Below are 16,283 nucleotides of genomic sequence, written 5' to 3'. Positions count from 1 at the left end.
CGTCTCCTATCTATTCACTGACCACTTTAATTTGATTCGACTCTACATCAAAAGCTCCTTGAAAACGAGAGCCTGCTTCCGCTAACACAAGCAGTTGCCGTATATGCGCTTCTGCAACTCTCTCGCCAGCGCATAACAATGGGATACCAGGCGGATAAGGGACAATTGATTCAAAAGCAACTTTACCCTTTGCCTCCTCAATATGCATCCACTCGGCTTTCATTTCTCGTAGCCGATCTGTTGTATAGACCGCTGTCGTTATTGGCAAGTGCGGCATTTTAAGCTTAACCGATGGCTTATCACTTTCCGTTGCACGTAGCAACTCTACTGCATCTCTAAATTTCTTTACCACATCGTTCACAATACCTGCATGATCGGCTTTCACTAAAGGCAACACTAAAAGGACTTGATAAAGATCTGCGAGTTCCGAATAAACGCCTTGTTTTTCTAGTGCGTCTTGCAAAGCGAAGCCTGTATTACCCTCTACGCGTACTAGCAGCTTTAATGGATCATCTACTTCAACCACTTTCACATCGGAAATGCATTGAAGCTCTCGTAGTAACTCTCGCCTGTATGATTGTAAGCTTGCATAATCCGTTTCATTATAAGACTCTACATAATGCCTAGCATCATCCAATGAAGCCATCAACAAGTAGGATGGACTACTCGACTGCAACATATGTAAAAAATGCGCTACTCGTTCTGTTTTAACGAAATTTGAACGTACATGTAAAAATGAAGCCATTGTCATTGCCGGCAATGTCTTATGTGCAGATTGAACCACTACATCCGCACCTAGGCTAAGCGCACTTTCCGGAAATGATTGATGAGCTTTGAAGTGAGCACCATGCGCTTCATCTACTAAAACAGGCACTCTATACGCATGACACTCTTTAATTATTTTACCTAGCTCTCTGTTTGCTACTCCATAGTAAGTAGGATTTGTAAAAACGGCAGCTTTTACGTTGGAAAATTGCTTAAACGCTTCCTTAACATTTGCAACCGACACACCTCCTGCAGTCCGCGTATCTTCATCCCACTGGGGGGATAAAAAAACTGCCCGCGCCCCTGTTAACTCGAGCGCATGAAACACGGACTTATGCGCATTTCGTTGAACCAATACTGCATCGCCTTTCCCCACTGTTGCATACAGCATAGCCAAATTACCAACAGTAGAGCCGTTGACTAAGAGAAAGCTACGAGTACTTCCATGTAAACGTGTCAGTTTCTCTTCCGCTCGCTGAATTACGCCTGTTGGGCTATGCAGATCATCCAAACCAGCAAGTTCGGTAACGTCATAGGCTAATGCCTGTCGCAAATTCTGCGGTAAACCAGACAATGCTCCATGTTTATGTCCAGGCACGTGGAATGAAATAGGCTGCTGTTTACGAAAGTTTTCTAGCGCCTGAATAAGCGGTCGATCTTCATAATTCATCTATCACGCACTCCTTTTCTTCTACTTAGTATATCAAAACTTTCTACTTTCCTCTTCATCTTTCGAGAACACAAAAAAGCCACTCACTATGATGACCATAGTGAATGGCTTCGCATGCCTAGCAACGTCCTACTCTCACAGGGGGAAGCCCCCGACTACCATCGGCGCTGAAGAGCTTAACTTCCGTGTTCGGTATGGGAACGGGTGTGACCTCTTCGCCATCGTTACTAGACAGATGAGTAAAGCTTGTTCACTCAAAACTGAATAAAAGACATTGTGTACCTCAAGTAGTACTTCTTAAAATAGGTTAAGTCCTCGATCGATTAGTATCTGTCAGCTGCACACGTCGCCGTGCTTCCACCCCAGACCTATCCACCTCATCATCTTTGAGGGATCTTACTTACTTGCGTAATGGGAAATCTCATCTTGAAGGGGGCTTCATGCTTAGATGCTTTCAGCATTTATCCCGTCCATACATAGCTACCCAGCGATGCCTTTGGCAAGACAACTGGTACACCAGCGGTATGTCCATCCCGGTCCTCTCGTACTAAGGACAGCTCTTCTCAAATTTCCTGCGCCCGCGACGGATAGGGACCGAACTGTCTCACGACGTTCTGAACCCAGCTCGCGTGCCGCTTTAATGGGCGAACAGCCCAACCCTTGGGACCGACTACAGCCCCAGGATGCGACGAGCCGACATCGAGGTGCCAAACCTCCCCGTCGATGTGGACTCTTGGGGGAGATAAGCCTGTTATCCCCGGGGTAGCTTTTATCCGTTGAGCGATGGCCCTTCCATGCGGAACCACCGGATCACTAAGCCCGTCTTTCGACCCTGCTCGACTTGTAGGTCTCGCAGTCAAGCTCCCTTATGCCTTTGCACTCTACGAATGATGTCCAACCATTCTGAGGGAACCTTTGGGCGCCTCCGTTACTCTTTAGGAGGCGACCGCCCCAGTCAAACTGCCCACCTGACACTGTCTCCTGCCCGGATCACGGGCATGGGTTAGAAGTCCAATACAGCCAGGGTAGTATCCCACCAACGCCTCCTCCGAAGCTGGCGCTCCGGAATCCAAGGCTCCTACCTATCCTGTACAGGCTGCACCGGAATTCAATATCAGGCTACAGTAAAGCTCCACGGGGTCTTTCCGTCCTGTCGCGGGTAATGCGCATCTTCACGCATATTATAATTTCACCGAGTCTCTCGTTGAGACAGTGCCCAGATCGTTACGCCTTTCGTGCGGGTCGGAACTTACCCGACAAGGAATTTCGCTACCTTAGGACCGTTATAGTTACGGCCGCCGTTTACTGGGGCTTCAATTCAGAGCTTCGCTTGCGCTAACCCCTCCTCTTAACCTTCCAGCACCGGGCAGGCGTCAGCCCCTATACGTCACCTTACGGTTTTGCAGAGACCTGTGTTTTTGCTAAACAGTCGCCTGGGCCTATTCACTGCGGCTCTCTCGGGCTATTCACCCTACCAGAGCACCCCTTCTCCCGAAGTTACGGGGTCATTTTGCCGAGTTCCTTAACGAGAGTTCTCTCGATCACCTTAGGATTCTCTCCTCGCCTACCTGTGTCGGTTTGCGGTACAGGCACCTCCCGCCTCGCTAGAGGCTTTTCTTGGCAGTGTGAAATCAGGGACTCCGGAGACAATTCTCCTTGCCATCACAGCCTAGTGTTATATGAGAACGGGATTTGCCTCGTTCTCCACCTCACTGCTTAGACACGCAACCAACTGCGTGCTCACCCTATCCTACTGCGTCCCCCCATTACTCAAACGGCGGGGAGGTGGTACAGGAATATCAACCTGTTGTCCATCGTCTACGCCTATCGGCCTCGACTTAGGTCCTGACTAACCCTGAGCGGACGAGCCTTCCTCAGGAAACCTTAGGCATTCGGTGGAAGGGATTCTCACCCTTCTTTCGCTACTCATACCGGCATTCTCACTTCCAAGCGCTCCACCAGTCCTTCCGGTCTAGCTTCAACGCCCTTGGAACGCTCTCCTACCATTGACTTGCGTCAATCCACAGTTTCGGTGATCCGTTTAGCCCCGGTACATTTTCGGCGCAGCGCCACTCGACCAGTGAGCTATTACGCACTCTTTAAATGATGGCTGCTTCTAAGCCAACATCCTGGTTGTCTGGGCAGCGCCACATCCTTTTCCACTTAACGGATACTTGGGGACCTTAACTGGTGGTCTGGGCTGTTTCCCTCTCGACGATGGATCTTATCACCCACCGTCTGACTCCCAAACATAAATCATCGGCATTCGGAGTTTGTCTGAATTCGGTAACCCGGGATGGGCCCCTCGTCCAAACAGTGCTCTACCTCCGAGATTCTTTCGTTTGAGGCTAGCCCTAAAGCTATTTCGGAGAGAACCAGCTATCTCCAGGTTCGATTGGAATTTCACCGCTACCCACACCTCATCCCCGCATTTTTCAACATACGTGGGTTCGGGCCTCCAGTCAGTGTTACCTGACCTTCACCCTGGACATGGGTAGATCACCTGGTTTCGGGTCTACGACCCCATACTCATGCGCCCTATTCAGACTCGCTTTCGCTGCGGCTCCGCTTTCTCAGCTTAACCTTGCATGGAATCGTAACTCGCCGGTTCATTCTACAAAAGGCACGCCATCACCCATTAACGGGCTCTGACAATTTGTAGGCACACGGTTTCAGGTTCTATTTCACTCCCCTTCCGGGGTGCTTTTCACCTTTCCCTCACGGTACTGGTTCACTATCGGTCACTAGGGAGTATTTAGCCTTGGGAGATGGTCCTCCCGGATTCCGACGGAATTTCACGTGTTCCGCCGTACTCAGGATCCACTCTGGAGGGAATGCACTTTCGACTACGGGGCTGTTACCCACTGCGGCGGATCTTTCCAGATCGCTTCGTCTAATGCATTCCTTTGTAACTCCGTATAGAGTGTCCTACAACCCCAGGAAGCAAGCTTCCTGGTTTGGGCTCTTCCCGTTTCGCTCGCCGCTACTAAGGGAATCGATTTTCTTTCTCTTCCTCCGGGTACTTAGATGTTTCAGTTCTCCGGGTGTGCCACGATCACGCTATGTATTCACGTGAACGTACTGTCCCATTACGGACAGTGGGTTTCCCCATTCGGAAATCTTCGGATCAAAGCTTACTTACAGCTCCCCGAAGCATATCGGTGTTAGTGCCGTCCTTCATCGGCTCCTAGTGCCAAGGCATCCGCCGTGCGCCCTTTCTAACTTAACCTATAAAAGGTCCAACGTCTCTCTAGCGATAGAAAGAACGAAGGTTAAAAAGTTTACATGAATCAAACAAAATGTTCGATTCGGTTGATTACTTGATTACTTTCAATGTCGTTTTATCCAGTTTTCAATGAACAAGTCTAAAGAAAAAAAGCTTTGAACACTCAAAAAATGAGCCTTCAAAACTGAACGCAAAACGTTAACGTGACGGATCGAAGATCCATCTTCCGAATGCCAAGATGGCATACTATCCTTAGAAAGGAGGTGATCCAGCCGCACCTTCCGATACGGCTACCTTGTTACGACTTCACCCCAATCATCTGTCCCACCTTCGGCGGCTGGCTCCCGTAAGGGTTACCCCACCGACTTCGGGTGTTACAAACTCTCGTGGTGTGACGGGCGGTGTGTACAAGACCCGGGAACGTATTCACCGTGGCATGCTGATCCACGATTACTAGCGATTCCGGCTTCATGCAGGCGAGTTGCAGCCTGCAATCCGAACTGGGAACGGTTTTGTGGGATTGGCTCCCCCTCGCGGGTTTGCAGCCCTCTGTACCGTCCATTGTAGCACGTGTGTAGCCCAGGTCATAAGGGGCATGATGATTTGACGTCATCCCCACCTTCCTCCGGTTTGTCACCGGCAGTCACCTTAGAGTGCCCAACTGAATGATGGCAACTAAGATTAAGGGTTGCGCTCGTTGCGGGACTTAACCCAACATCTCACGACACGAGCTGACGACAACCATGCACCACCTGTCACCGCTGTCCCCGAAGGGAAAAGCATGTCTCCATGCCGGGCAGCGGGATGTCAAGACCTGGTAAGGTTCTTCGCGTTGCTTCGAATTAAACCACATGCTCCACCGCTTGTGCGGGTCCCCGTCAATTCCTTTGAGTTTCAGCCTTGCGGCCGTACTCCCCAGGCGGAGTGCTTAATGCGTTAGCTGCAGCACTAAGGGGCGGAAACCCCCTAACACTTAGCACTCATCGTTTACGGCGTGGACTACCAGGGTATCTAATCCTGTTTGCTCCCCACGCTTTCGCGCCTCAGCGTCAGTTACAGACCAGAAAGCCGCCTTCGCCACTGGTGTTCCTCCACATCTCTACGCATTTCACCGCTACACGTGGAATTCCGCTTTCCTCTTCTGTACTCAAGTCCTCCAGTTTCCAATGACCCTCCACGGTTGAGCCGTGGGCTTTCACATCAGACTTAAAGGACCGCCTGCGCGCGCTTTACGCCCAATAATTCCGGACAACGCTTGCCACCTACGTATTACCGCGGCTGCTGGCACGTAGTTAGCCGTGGCTTTCTGGTAAGGTACCGTCAAGGTACAGGCAGTTACTCCTGTACGTGTTCTTCCCTTACAACAGAGCTTTACGATCCGAAAACCTTCTTCACTCACGCGGCGTTGCTCCATCAGACTTTCGTCCATTGTGGAAGATTCCCTACTGCTGCCTCCCGTAGGAGTCTGGGCCGTGTCTCAGTCCCAGTGTGGCCGATCACCCTCTCAGGTCGGCTACGCATCGTGGTCTTGGTAGGCCGTTACCCCACCAACTAACTAATGCGCCGCGGGCCCATCTCACAGTGACAGCCGAAACCGTCTTTCAACATCTCTTCATGCGAAGAAATGGGTTATTCGGTATTAGCCCCGGTTTCCCGGAGTTATCCCCATCTGTAAGGTAGGTTGCCCACGTGTTACTCACCCGTCCGCCGCTAATCTTTAGGAGCAAGCTCCCAAAGATTCGCTCGACTTGCATGTATTAGGCACGCCGCCAGCGTTCGTCCTGAGCCAGGATCAAACTCTCCATAAAAGAGAAATTCGAGTTAGCTCGAATTCTTGCTGGCATCATTTAAGATACTCATTTTGTTTATGTCACCGGCAGAGCCGATGCACAAACGTATAATTCGTTAACGTTTTGCTGTTCAGTTTTCAAGGTTCATATGGTCGCTCTTTCGTAAGAGGCAACTTTCTTATAATACCAAATCGCTGTTTTGTTGTCAACACTTTTTCTTAAAAAGTTTTAAAGTGTTGTTCGGGTGTTTTGCAACTCCCCGATGCGACGCTTATAAATATACCACCGTACATTTTATATTGCAAGCTTTTTCGCTATTCTTTTTAAAAAAGAATAGCGAAACCGCATAACGCCGCGAATCCTGGTACTCCTAAGACTGCCAAGATGATGCCTGAAGCAATGTTTACCGGCACGTAGATCCCAATAAACCCACCTGCAATGTTCATTAAGAAGAGTACAAAGAACGCAAAAGCCAAGCGAAACCAGAAGACAGACAAGCGCTCCATGTTTTTTTCTAAGGTTGTTTTACTCATACTTAATAAAATTAGTGAAACAATACCTAAGGCAACTATTACTAAAACTCTCACAGAAAACGCCCTTTCTTTCATAGATACTTATCTATATGCGTTTCTGCTAGCTTTTAGTTCAACCGTTCCCTAAATTCCGTATCTTTGCTTCACGAAACAGATAGAAGTATCTACACTCCGCCATTTTACGTTGTGTCAGGACATCCTCGTCATAATCGTTAATATAACTCTCAACTTCTCGTGCTCGTTCCCAATCTTCTTTTGCTTCCAACATTAAATCACGAAGCCGGTCATCATATTCTTTTTTTAATTTATTCTTTTTTCCAAACAACATCTCACACTCCTCACAATTCTCGGCGGCCTTCCAATGCTCTCGAAAGTGTGACTTCGTCCGCGTACTCCAAGTCGCCGCCGACTGGTAGACCATGAGCGATACGAGTAGTTGTAATGCCGGATGGTTTAACAAGACGGGATATATACATCGCTGTTGCTTCTCCTTCTATAGTAGGGTTCGTTGCAAGAATCAATTCTTGTACTTCCTCATCTTGCAATCTAGTCAATAAGGAGGGAACATTGATATCTTCCGGTCCAATACCATCCATAGGAGAGATTGCACCCTGTAAGACATGATATAACCCGCGGTAGTCGCGCATCTTTTCCATAGCAATCACATCTTTCGGATCTTGCACCACACAGATCGTCGAACGATCGCGCGATTGGTCCTGACAGATATGACATGGATCAATATCTGTTATATGACCGCATACCGAACAGAATTGCAAGTTACGCTTTGCATCGACGAGCGCTTTTGCAAAGTCGAGTACCGTATCTTCTTTCATACTTAATACAAAAAACGCCAGACGACCCGCAGTTTTGGGGCCGATGCCTGGCAATTTCATAAAACTATCCATTAGTTTAGATATAGGTTCCGGATAATGCATAACTACACAGCCTCCTAGAACATCCCGGGCAAGTTCATTCCTTTAGTAAATTGCCCCATTGTGGAGTTCGTTAATTCTTCCGCTTTTGTTATCGCTTCATTTGTTGCAATAACAATTAAATCTTGTAGGATTTCCACATCTTCTGGATCTACTGCTTCTGGATCGATGATGACTTCCAAGACTTCTTTATGTCCGGATACGATAACCTTCACCATTCCACCGCCAGCTGTACCTTCCATTCGCTCTTCACCTAAGTTTTCCTGAGCCTCTGCCATCTTCTTTTGCATTTTCTGCATTTGCTTCATCATACCTTGCATATTTCCCATTCCACGCATTGTCAATTCCTCCTCAAGAATTTAATCTTCTTCTATAGTAATAAAATCTTTTCCAAAAAGTTTCTCCGCCTCTGTTACGAGGGGATCCGCTTGTTCAAGAGTCGCTTCCTCCATAAATGCTGAAGCGGATTGCTCCACTTCCGATTGTTGAGAGAACTCCCGATTTTTCTGAACGGTCAGGCCATTCTTTTGAATGAAGTCTTGTCGTACTTTCAGCCAGCTATCTTCCGCGACATAAATCACTTCATACGCTTTTCCTGTTAGACGCAACAATGCTTCAGACAGTCCTGCTTGCAGTGTTCCATTCTCTGACGCCATCAAGCAATGAATTTCATACTTGAATTTTAACACAAAAGCCGACTCAGATGCCGCTACCGGTTCAGTCTCTTCCAATAAAGCCGCATGAGATCTCTGTAAACTTTGCATCATCCCGGCCCACTGCTCTCGTATTGTCCGTATATCCGACTTTGTTGCGGATTTCAACACTTCAACGATCTTACCTGTTGGTACTTTGGCAGATCTTGACGCAGTTGAAGCAGCCCGACGAGTTGGAGCTTGAGATTCTGCGGTAGCTTGTTGCACAGGACTCGCTGCCAATTGTTGTTGAAGCTGACGAACAGTCTGTTCCAACACAGCCAGTTTTTGAGCCGTTTCAGGATCTGCTGCAGAAGATGAAGCCACACGTTGATCACCTGAATGGATCATTTTCAAGAGCGCCGACTCGATATAAACCTTCCCATGATTGGAGAACCGCATCTCCTGTTGAGTTTTCGACAATATATCAATGTACCGGTACAGGTCATCGGAATGAAACCCTTGCGCCAACTCTTTGAACTTTTCACCATCCGAAATCAGTTCCAGCAAATCTGTCAGCTCAGGTGCTGTGCCAAGCAATAGTATGTCGCGGAAAAATGTGATCATATCCTCCGCCAATCTGCCAACATCCTTACCTTCTGCTATTAATTGGTGCAACAAAGTAAGTGCAGAACCCGCATCTTTTGCTTGGATTGCTTGAGCAAGCTGATAAAAAATCTCTTCTCCAATCGCTCCTGTCACTAACAACGCATCTTCTGTGGTCAGCTCATCTCCGCTGAACGACACTGCCTGGTCTAGCATACTGAGAGCATCTCGCATACCGCCAGTGGCTGCTTGTGCAATTGCCCGCATTGCCCCGTCCTCCGCTTTCACACCAATATCGTCCAGCACTTTCCTCATGCGCTGCATGATTTCCCCAGCTGTAATCGGTTTAAAGTCAAATCGTTGGCATCTAGAAATGATCGTAAGCGGCAATTTATGAGGCTCGGTTGTTGCTAGAATAAATACCACGTGGGCAGGAGGCTCTTCCAATGTTTTCAACAATGCGTTAAATGCCGAGTTCGAGAGCATATGCACTTCATCAATGATATACACTTTAAAACGTGCATTCGACGGAGCAACATGAACACGTTCAATAATATCGCGGATCTCTTCGACACGTGAATTGGAGGCTGCGTCAAATTCGGTGACATCGGTATTCGATCCTTCTGTGATACTTTTACACGTTTCACATTCATTGCACGGCTCCGTTGCCGGTCCGTTCTCACAGTTCAAGGCTTTCGCGAAAATTTTTGCCGCACTTGTCTTCCCTGTTCCGCGCGGACCTGAAAACAAATACGCGTGCGTCGTTTTCTGATGGAGAAGGGTATTTTGCAGTGTCTGCTTGATAGCCTGCTGACCGGACATTTCGCCGAATGTCTGCGGTCTATAGGCTCGATATAATGCTTGATAAATCAACTGCATTTCCCCCTTTTCTCCATTTTGCATAATACTTCTATTATAGCATGAATACTGCTTTTATGGCTTTACGATCTCTTGAAAGTCTTACGCAAAAATCTCAGTCCACTCATCTTTCTTCGACAGCATATTACGTGCAAGCTCCTTGGCTCCTTCTAAACTGTGGCTTGCTGCCCAACCGCACTGTACTTCATTACAAGCAGGCACTTCGGTAGCCACTAACACGTCATTCAATGTTTTTTCTACTATAGAAAGGATCTCTTCATAGTCTTCATGGTTGATGACTGCTAAATAATAACCGGTTTGGCACCCCATCGGACTGATATCCACAATTTGGTCTGAATGATTCCTGCTAAACTCTGCCATCATATGTTCCAATGAATGAATGGAAGGCATATCCATATGCTCTTTATTTGGTTGACAAAAACGCAAATCGTACTTATAAATTTTGTCCCCGTTCTGTCCTTCAGAAGTTCCTGCTAATCGAATATAAGGTGCTTTTACTTTCGTGTGATCCAAATTAAAACTTTCTACGTTCATTTGTTTCTCCGCCATCGCAAATCGCTCCCTTTCGTTAGATGAATTCATTCTCCTTCAAAGTATACACCATTTTCAGGACATAAAAAACTCGCCCATTCTAAGAACGGACGAGTGAATTGTTCAATTAAAGCCGTGCACCTTCCTTCGACTGCCGCACATAAGCGTTACTCTTGTCGTTGGCTCGGCCTAGGCTACCCCGCGGCACATGAGAGAGTCCACTTAATGCTGCTTCCTTCCGGACCTGACATGGTTCATGGGTTCCCATTGCGCAGGACCCAGACGTCAACACTACGTGCAAGAGGCAGACCCTACATGCGGACAGCCTCGAGAAGGAGTTCAGTCTTGCTAGAGCGGATTGCAAGTTACAGGGCACCGCTAATTCCCCACCTAGCACGGCATTTCTAATTATACAGCTTCCACACTAAAAATCAAACATTTATTGTACCAACGTGTTGAATACGATAGAATATATAGAAAGGCGGTGTTTCAAATGAAAGAGTTTGAACTAAGTTTTCGAAACCCTGAAGTGCGTATGTACACAGTGGTTGTACTGCCGGCTGTCCTAATCGGTTTACTTATCATGATCTATTCAAATTTGAACTTTACTTATGCGGTTGCTGTTCAAGCGGCTGGCCTACTAAGTTTCTATATATGGCGCATATTTTATCGAAGAAAAGAAAAGTTAAAGAATAACCGTTGACATTACTTTTAGAACATGATAAAGTATTACTTGTCCAACACGGAGGAATACCCAAGCCCGGCTGAAGGGATCGGTCTTGAAAACCGACAGGGGTGTTAAAGCCCGCGGGGGTTCGAATCCCTCTTCCTCCGCCATATTTTTGACATTACACGTTACATGATGTAACGTTTTTTTATTGCATAAAAATAAAGAAGCATCCGAGCATATAGCCCGGATGCTTCTTTATTTTGAAATATACGCACCTTGCTCTGCTGGTTGCAACGCAATCGCCTGATAATGCGGAAAACGTTGCTCAAGCAAAGCTGCTACTTGTTGCTCGGTCTCAGGCGGGACAGCAATGAAAAGTGAGGGACCTGCCCCACTGATCGTCATGCCGTACGCACCGATTTCTTTACACGCTAATCGAATTTCATCAAATTCAGGAAATCCGATCTTACGGTATGGTTCGTGAAAAATATCTCGTTCCATCATACGGCCCGCTGTTACCCAGTCAGCTTGCGCAATTGCTGCTGTCATCAAACTGCCCGCTGCACTTCCTTGAATCGCTGTCTTATGCGTCACTTGCTCAGGCAATAGTCCGCGAGAAGCTTCTGTTTTCAATGCGACCGGCGGAACCATTATCACGACGCCAATCGGGGGAGCAGGGAATGTCAGGACTTCCATCTGTTCTTCTGTAAAATAGGATACAGTAATCCCACCGAGCAATGCAGCCGTTATGTTATCTGCATGCCCCTCCAACTCACTGCCGATTCGGAGTTTATCTTGAGGTGATAAATGCAGCTCTGCCAGTTCGCTCGCAATTTCAATTCCTGCAGCAATTGCTGTTGCACTGCTCCCTAAACCTTTTCCTAAAGGAATATCAGAGTAAACAACCAACTTGTGGGGCGCTACAACTTGACCATATCGTGAAGCTACCTGTTGAATGGTCTGTACAATTAAATTTGTTTCGTCTGTTGGCAGCGAGGCATATTCCTTATCTTGATACTGAATATGCCACTGTGCGGCAGAAGATACTTCTATTGTCATTTTAAGTGAAAGGGCAAGACCTAAATGATCGAAGCCGGGTCCGAGATTCGCCGTCGTGGCTGGCACGGTCACTGAAAAACCGGCTTCTGTCATTAGTCGTTCCCCTCTTTCAATTCTTTAAGAAAGTTATCAAATTGTTCATTCGTCATTAATGGCTTATCGGAGTTAACGTTAATCGCTGTCTCAGGGTCCTTCAAGCCATTTCCTGTCAGGATTCCGACAATGGTTGTACCTTTATTAATTAATCCGGCATCTAAACGTTTTTTGATCCCTGCAATCGTTGCACAAGACGCAGGCTCCGCGAAGATTCCATCTGACGCAGCAAGTAATTGATAGGCTTCTAGAATTTCTTCGTCTGTTGCGGAGAGAATATCGCCGCCGGATTCTTCTAATGCTTGAGTCGCTAGGTGCCAACTTGCAGGATTCCCAATGCGAATGGCCGTTGCAACAGTTTCTGGCTCTTCGAATACACGATCATAAACAATTGGCGCTGCCCCATCCGCTTGTACGCCTAGTAACTTCGGTGTACCTGTACCTTTTTTCTCCGCGTACTCTTTGAAGCCTTTCCACGCAGCAGAGATATTTCCGGCATTTCCAACAGGCAATGCGAAGATATCCGGCACTTTGCCGAGCTGCTCGATCGCTTCGAATGCTACGGTCTTTTGACCTTCCAAACGATAAGGGTTAACGGAATTCACCAATGCAATCTTTCCTTCACCGACTTCACGGACCATACGAAGTGCTTCGTCGAAGTTACCTTCGATTGCTACAATTTCTGCTCCATACATTTTTGCCTGTGCCAATTTACCAAGCGCGATGCGACCTTCCGGGATTACGACAATTGTCCGCATTCCGGCACGTGCACCGTACGCCGCTGCAGCAGCGGATGTGTTACCCGTTGATGCGCAGATCAATGCAGTTTTCCCTTCCTCTTTCGCTTTGGCAACCGCCATGACCATACCGCGGTCTTTAAATGAACCTGTAGGATTTGTACCTTCCGTTTTTACATAGAGATTGATTCCCCACTGCTTCGACAAGTTCTCCAAGTGAATCAGCGGTGTATTCCCCTCCTGCAAAGTCAATGCAGGTGTGTTCTCCGTAACAGGCAGCCATTCCTTATATTCTTCGATCAATCCATTCCATCGTCTCATAATAAATTATTCTCCTTCCACCCGGTAATGACTCGAAATGTCAATGACCGTTGGTGTATCTTTTAAGTCCTGTAAAATATCCAAATGTTGTTGACGAGATATTTTATGGGTAATGAAAATTAAGTCCGCACCTTCTTCATGCAGCTCTGAGTCTTGAACGACCGTAGCTAAACTTGCTTTATGATGGCTGTATATAGAAGTCAGTTCCGTCAAAACGCCTACTTCATCGCGTACCGTAATTCGATGGAAATAGCGAGCATACTTCTGATCGTCACTCTTCACTTTTCGCTCATATTGCGGAGCATGTAATCTCTTACCATTCACGCCTAGCAATAAATTACGGCAAGCGGCTACCACATCACCTGTTACTGAAGTCGCTGTTGGCATGGAGCCCGCTCCAGGTCCATAGAACATTGTTTCACCGACTGCATCACCGTAGACATATACCGCATTGAATTCATTATTGACCGTTGCCAACGGGTGAGAGTTCGGGAAGAAAACCGGTTCCACCGCTACCTCGATGCCATCCTCGTCTTTACGTGCAGAGCCAGCCATTTTGATTGTATAACCAAACTGTTCTGCCAGCTGCAAATCACCATCTTTGATTTCTTTCATACCACGGACGAACACATCATCAAGACGGACTTCCGTAGAGAATGATAATGAAGCCAAGATTACCATTTTTCGAGCAGCATCGATACCATCAACATCTGCAGATGGATCTGCTTCTGCAAATCCTAATTCCGTTGCTTCTGCAAGTGCATCCTCATAAGTTTTATTTTCATGCTTCATTTTTGTAAGAATAAAGTTCGTTGTTCCATTGACGATACCTGTCAATGCGGTAATCCGGTCGGACGCTAATCCATCTTCCAGCGTGCGGATCAATGGAATTCCTCCACCTACACTCGCTTCATATAATAGATCACATTTATTTTCATCTGCCAGTTTCAATAATTCAGGACCTGACTCTGCCATGACATCTTTGTTTGCAGTCACAACACCTTTGCCTGCTTCCAATGAACGTCGTATTGCCTCTTGAGCGGCTGACGTTCCTCCCATTACTTCTACCACTAAATCAATTTCCGGATCATTGAGAACTTCATCCAAAGAAGTTGTAAACATTTCTTTCGATATAACACCGTTACGCTTTTTCTCTAAATCCTTAACGACTACTTTCTTAATCGATACAGGGACACCTAACTTGTGGCGTAAATCTTCCTGATGGTTATGTAAGATGGTTGCCACGCCGCTTCCTACAACTCCGTAGCCAAGCAAACCAATATTAATTTCATTTTTCATTTGACGATTCTCCCATCTACAATGTACACTATGAAAAAACAATCGTTCTTCGCATAAGGACAATTATAGAGAATTCCGCCTTCAATAACAACCCGTTATCATGAATTTTCTAAAATAATAGATAGATAATCTCAAATAGATAGGATCTGGTATATAATGAAAGTTTGTAAATTTGGCGGAACTTCCGTCGCATCTGCGGAACAAATCCGTAAAGTGGTCGACATTGTCGTGTCTGATCCCTCTAGAAAAATCGTCGTAGTTTCTGCTCCGGGTAAACGCTTTTCTGAAGATATTAAAGTGACAGACCTGCTGATTGACCTGGCAGACACTTCACTAGCCGGAAAAGATACGACTGATGCATTACATAATGTCGTGGAACGCTATCAACAAATCGCTGAAGGTCTTGATCTCGATAGCGGGATTGCTCAAATCATCGAACAAGATTTAATTCGACGGTTAAAGAAAGATCAATCAGATGAAATCTTGTATATAGATAGTCTAAAAGCTGCCGGTGAAGACAACAATGCGAAATTAATTGCTGCGTATTTCCAACATATTGGTATTGACGCAGAGTATGTTAATCCGCGTGAAGGTGGTCTGCTCGTTAACCACCGCCCAGAACGCGTTCGCGCTTTACCTGAAGGTAATGAAAAACTATGCACTTTACGCGATAAAAAGGGCATTGTCGTATTCCCAGGCTTTTTTGGCTATACAGAAGATGGAACATTGCGTACATTCAATCGGGGAGGCTCCGACATTACGGGTGCACTCTTAGCAGCCGCTACAAACGCAGAACTTTATGAAAATTTCACCGACGTGGATTGCGTTTTTTCAGCGAATCCAACAGTCATCGAGAACCCACAGGCAATTGATACGATGACCTATCGAGAGATGCGTGAACTTGCCTACGCAGGCTTTACAGTTTTCCATGAGGAAGCACTGGTTCCAGCATTTCGCCACAAGATTCCTGTATGCATCAAAAATACGAACAATCCTAGCGCGCCGGGTACCATGATCGTACGAAACCGAGACCATGCACTCCAATCCGTCGTCGGCATTGCGGCTGATAATGGCTTCTCAACGCTATTCGTAGATAAATACTTGATGAACTTAGAAATCGGTTTCGGACGCCACTTGCTGCAAATTCTCGAGGAAGAAGAAATTCCTTATGAGCATACACCGTCAGGAATCGACAACCTCTCCGTTATTATTCGCAGCGAACACTTAACGGATGAAAAAGAAGCGCGTATTATAAATCGCATCGAAACAGAGTTGCACCCCGACGATGTGCATTTCCAACATGACTATTCCATGGTCGTACTTGTAGGAGAAGGCATGCGTCATACTCGAGGTCTGGCAGCACGTGCGGCATCCGCTATTGCACGGACAGGCGCCAATATCGAAATGATCAACCAAGGATCCTCTGAAGTCAGTTTGGTTTTCGGTATTCAAGAAAAGGATGAAAATCTCGTCCTACGTGAATTATATCAAGAATTCTTCACAGAAGTCCCAGCACATTAAAAGGCCAGAGAGGCGACAT

At 46.7% G+C, this 16,283-nt stretch carries 12 protein-coding genes, 1 tRNA gene, 3 rRNA genes and 1 other RNA gene; 3 read left to right on the top strand and 14 right to left on the bottom strand.

The features are described 5' to 3' along the window. Positions 1-10: 10 nt before the first annotated feature. The 11 genes from MKY93_RS00180 to ffs form a co-directional block, all read right to left on the bottom strand. Positions 11-1,435 (bottom strand): aminotransferase class I/II-fold pyridoxal phosphate-dependent enzyme, encoded by a 1,425-nt coding sequence (locus MKY93_RS00180; protein WP_340757733.1) that lies wholly within the window; start codon positions 1,433-1,435, stop codon positions 11-13. Between the two features lie 116 nt (positions 1,436-1,551). Further along, positions 1,552-1,667, bottom strand: a 5S ribosomal RNA gene (rrf, locus tag MKY93_RS00175). 71 nt (positions 1,668-1,738) lie between these two features. Then, positions 1,739-4,664: ribosomal RNA gene (locus MKY93_RS00170) — 23S ribosomal RNA — on the bottom strand. Positions 4,665-4,917: 253 nt separating this feature from the next. Next, a 16S ribosomal RNA gene (locus tag MKY93_RS00165) occupies positions 4,918-6,469 on the bottom strand. Together the 16S, 23S and 5S rRNA genes form the textbook arrangement of a ribosomal RNA operon. A gap of 305 nt (positions 6,470-6,774) precedes the next feature. Continuing rightward, positions 6,775-7,038 (bottom strand): pro-sigmaK processing inhibitor BofA family protein, encoded by a 264-nt coding sequence (locus tag MKY93_RS00160; protein WP_171805955.1) that lies wholly within the window; start codon positions 7,036-7,038, stop codon positions 6,775-6,777. Between the two features lie 58 nt (positions 7,039-7,096). Then, entirely contained in the window at positions 7,097-7,312 is a 216-nt protein-coding gene (locus MKY93_RS00155; RefSeq protein ID WP_078818864.1) for a YaaL family protein, read from the bottom strand. 10 nt (positions 7,313-7,322) lie between these two features. After that, a complete protein-coding gene (gene recR / locus MKY93_RS00150; protein ID WP_078818863.1) occupies positions 7,323-7,919 on the bottom strand; it encodes a recombination mediator RecR in 597 nt (198 codons plus the stop codon). 14 nt (positions 7,920-7,933) lie between these two features. After that, positions 7,934-8,254, bottom strand: a complete 321-nt coding sequence (locus MKY93_RS00145) for a YbaB/EbfC family nucleoid-associated protein (protein ID WP_009499393.1) — start codon at positions 8,252-8,254, stop codon at positions 7,934-7,936. A 21-nt stretch (positions 8,255-8,275) separates the two neighbouring features. Further along, complete coding sequence (dnaX, locus tag MKY93_RS00140) at positions 8,276-10,033, bottom strand: DNA polymerase III subunit gamma/tau (RefSeq protein WP_340760880.1); 1,758 nt, start codon at positions 10,031-10,033, stop codon at positions 8,276-8,278. Positions 10,034-10,114: 81 nt separating this feature from the next. After that, positions 10,115-10,615 carry an S-ribosylhomocysteine lyase gene (locus tag MKY93_RS00135; protein ID WP_009499391.1) on the bottom strand — a complete coding sequence of 167 codons (501 nt, stop codon included), beginning with the start codon at positions 10,613-10,615 and terminating at the stop codon, positions 10,115-10,117. 82 nt (positions 10,616-10,697) lie between these two features. Next, positions 10,698-10,963, bottom strand: an RNA gene (ffs, locus tag MKY93_RS00130) — signal recognition particle sRNA large type. A gap of 94 nt (positions 10,964-11,057) precedes the next feature. Between ffs and MKY93_RS00125 the strand changes: the two genes are divergently transcribed. Then, on the top strand, positions 11,058-11,267 hold the full coding sequence (locus MKY93_RS00125) for a hypothetical protein (protein ID WP_340757723.1): 210 nt from the start codon (positions 11,058-11,060) through the stop codon (positions 11,265-11,267). A 41-nt stretch (positions 11,268-11,308) separates the two neighbouring features. After that, a tRNA-Ser gene (locus MKY93_RS00120) sits at positions 11,309-11,401 on the top strand. A gap of 88 nt (positions 11,402-11,489) precedes the next feature. Here the strand turns inward: MKY93_RS00120 and thrB are convergent. Genes thrB through MKY93_RS00105 form a run of 3 tightly spaced genes read right to left on the bottom strand, consistent with a single transcriptional unit; the run spans position 11,490 to position 14,743 of the window. After that, positions 11,490-12,386, bottom strand: coding sequence for a homoserine kinase (thrB, locus tag MKY93_RS00115; RefSeq protein ID WP_340757721.1), 897 nt, complete (start codon positions 12,384-12,386; stop codon positions 11,490-11,492). After that, on the bottom strand, positions 12,386-13,444 hold the full coding sequence (gene thrC, locus MKY93_RS00110) for a threonine synthase (protein ID WP_340757719.1): 1,059 nt from the start codon (positions 13,442-13,444) through the stop codon (positions 12,386-12,388). Before thrC ends, thrB begins: the two co-directional genes overlap by 1 nt. Positions 13,445-13,450: 6 nt before the next feature. Beyond that, complete coding sequence (locus MKY93_RS00105; protein WP_340757717.1) at positions 13,451-14,743, bottom strand: homoserine dehydrogenase; 1,293 nt, start codon at positions 14,741-14,743, stop codon at positions 13,451-13,453. A 156-nt stretch (positions 14,744-14,899) separates the two neighbouring features. Here MKY93_RS00105 and MKY93_RS00100 point away from each other — a divergent pair, with 156 nt between their 5' ends. After that, positions 14,900-16,264: an aspartate kinase gene (locus MKY93_RS00100; RefSeq protein ID WP_009499386.1), complete on the top strand. Its 1,365-nt coding sequence runs from the start codon at positions 14,900-14,902 to the stop codon at positions 16,262-16,264. Positions 16,265-16,283: the final 19 nt, after the last annotated feature.

The sequence above is a fragment of the Sporosarcina sp. FSL W7-1283 genome, assembly GCF_038003105.1.
GTDB lineage: Bacteria > Bacillota > Bacilli > Bacillales_A > Planococcaceae > Sporosarcina > Sporosarcina newyorkensis.
Note: the sequence above shows the minus strand (reverse complement) of the source record. Positions and strands in the feature narration are given on the sequence as shown.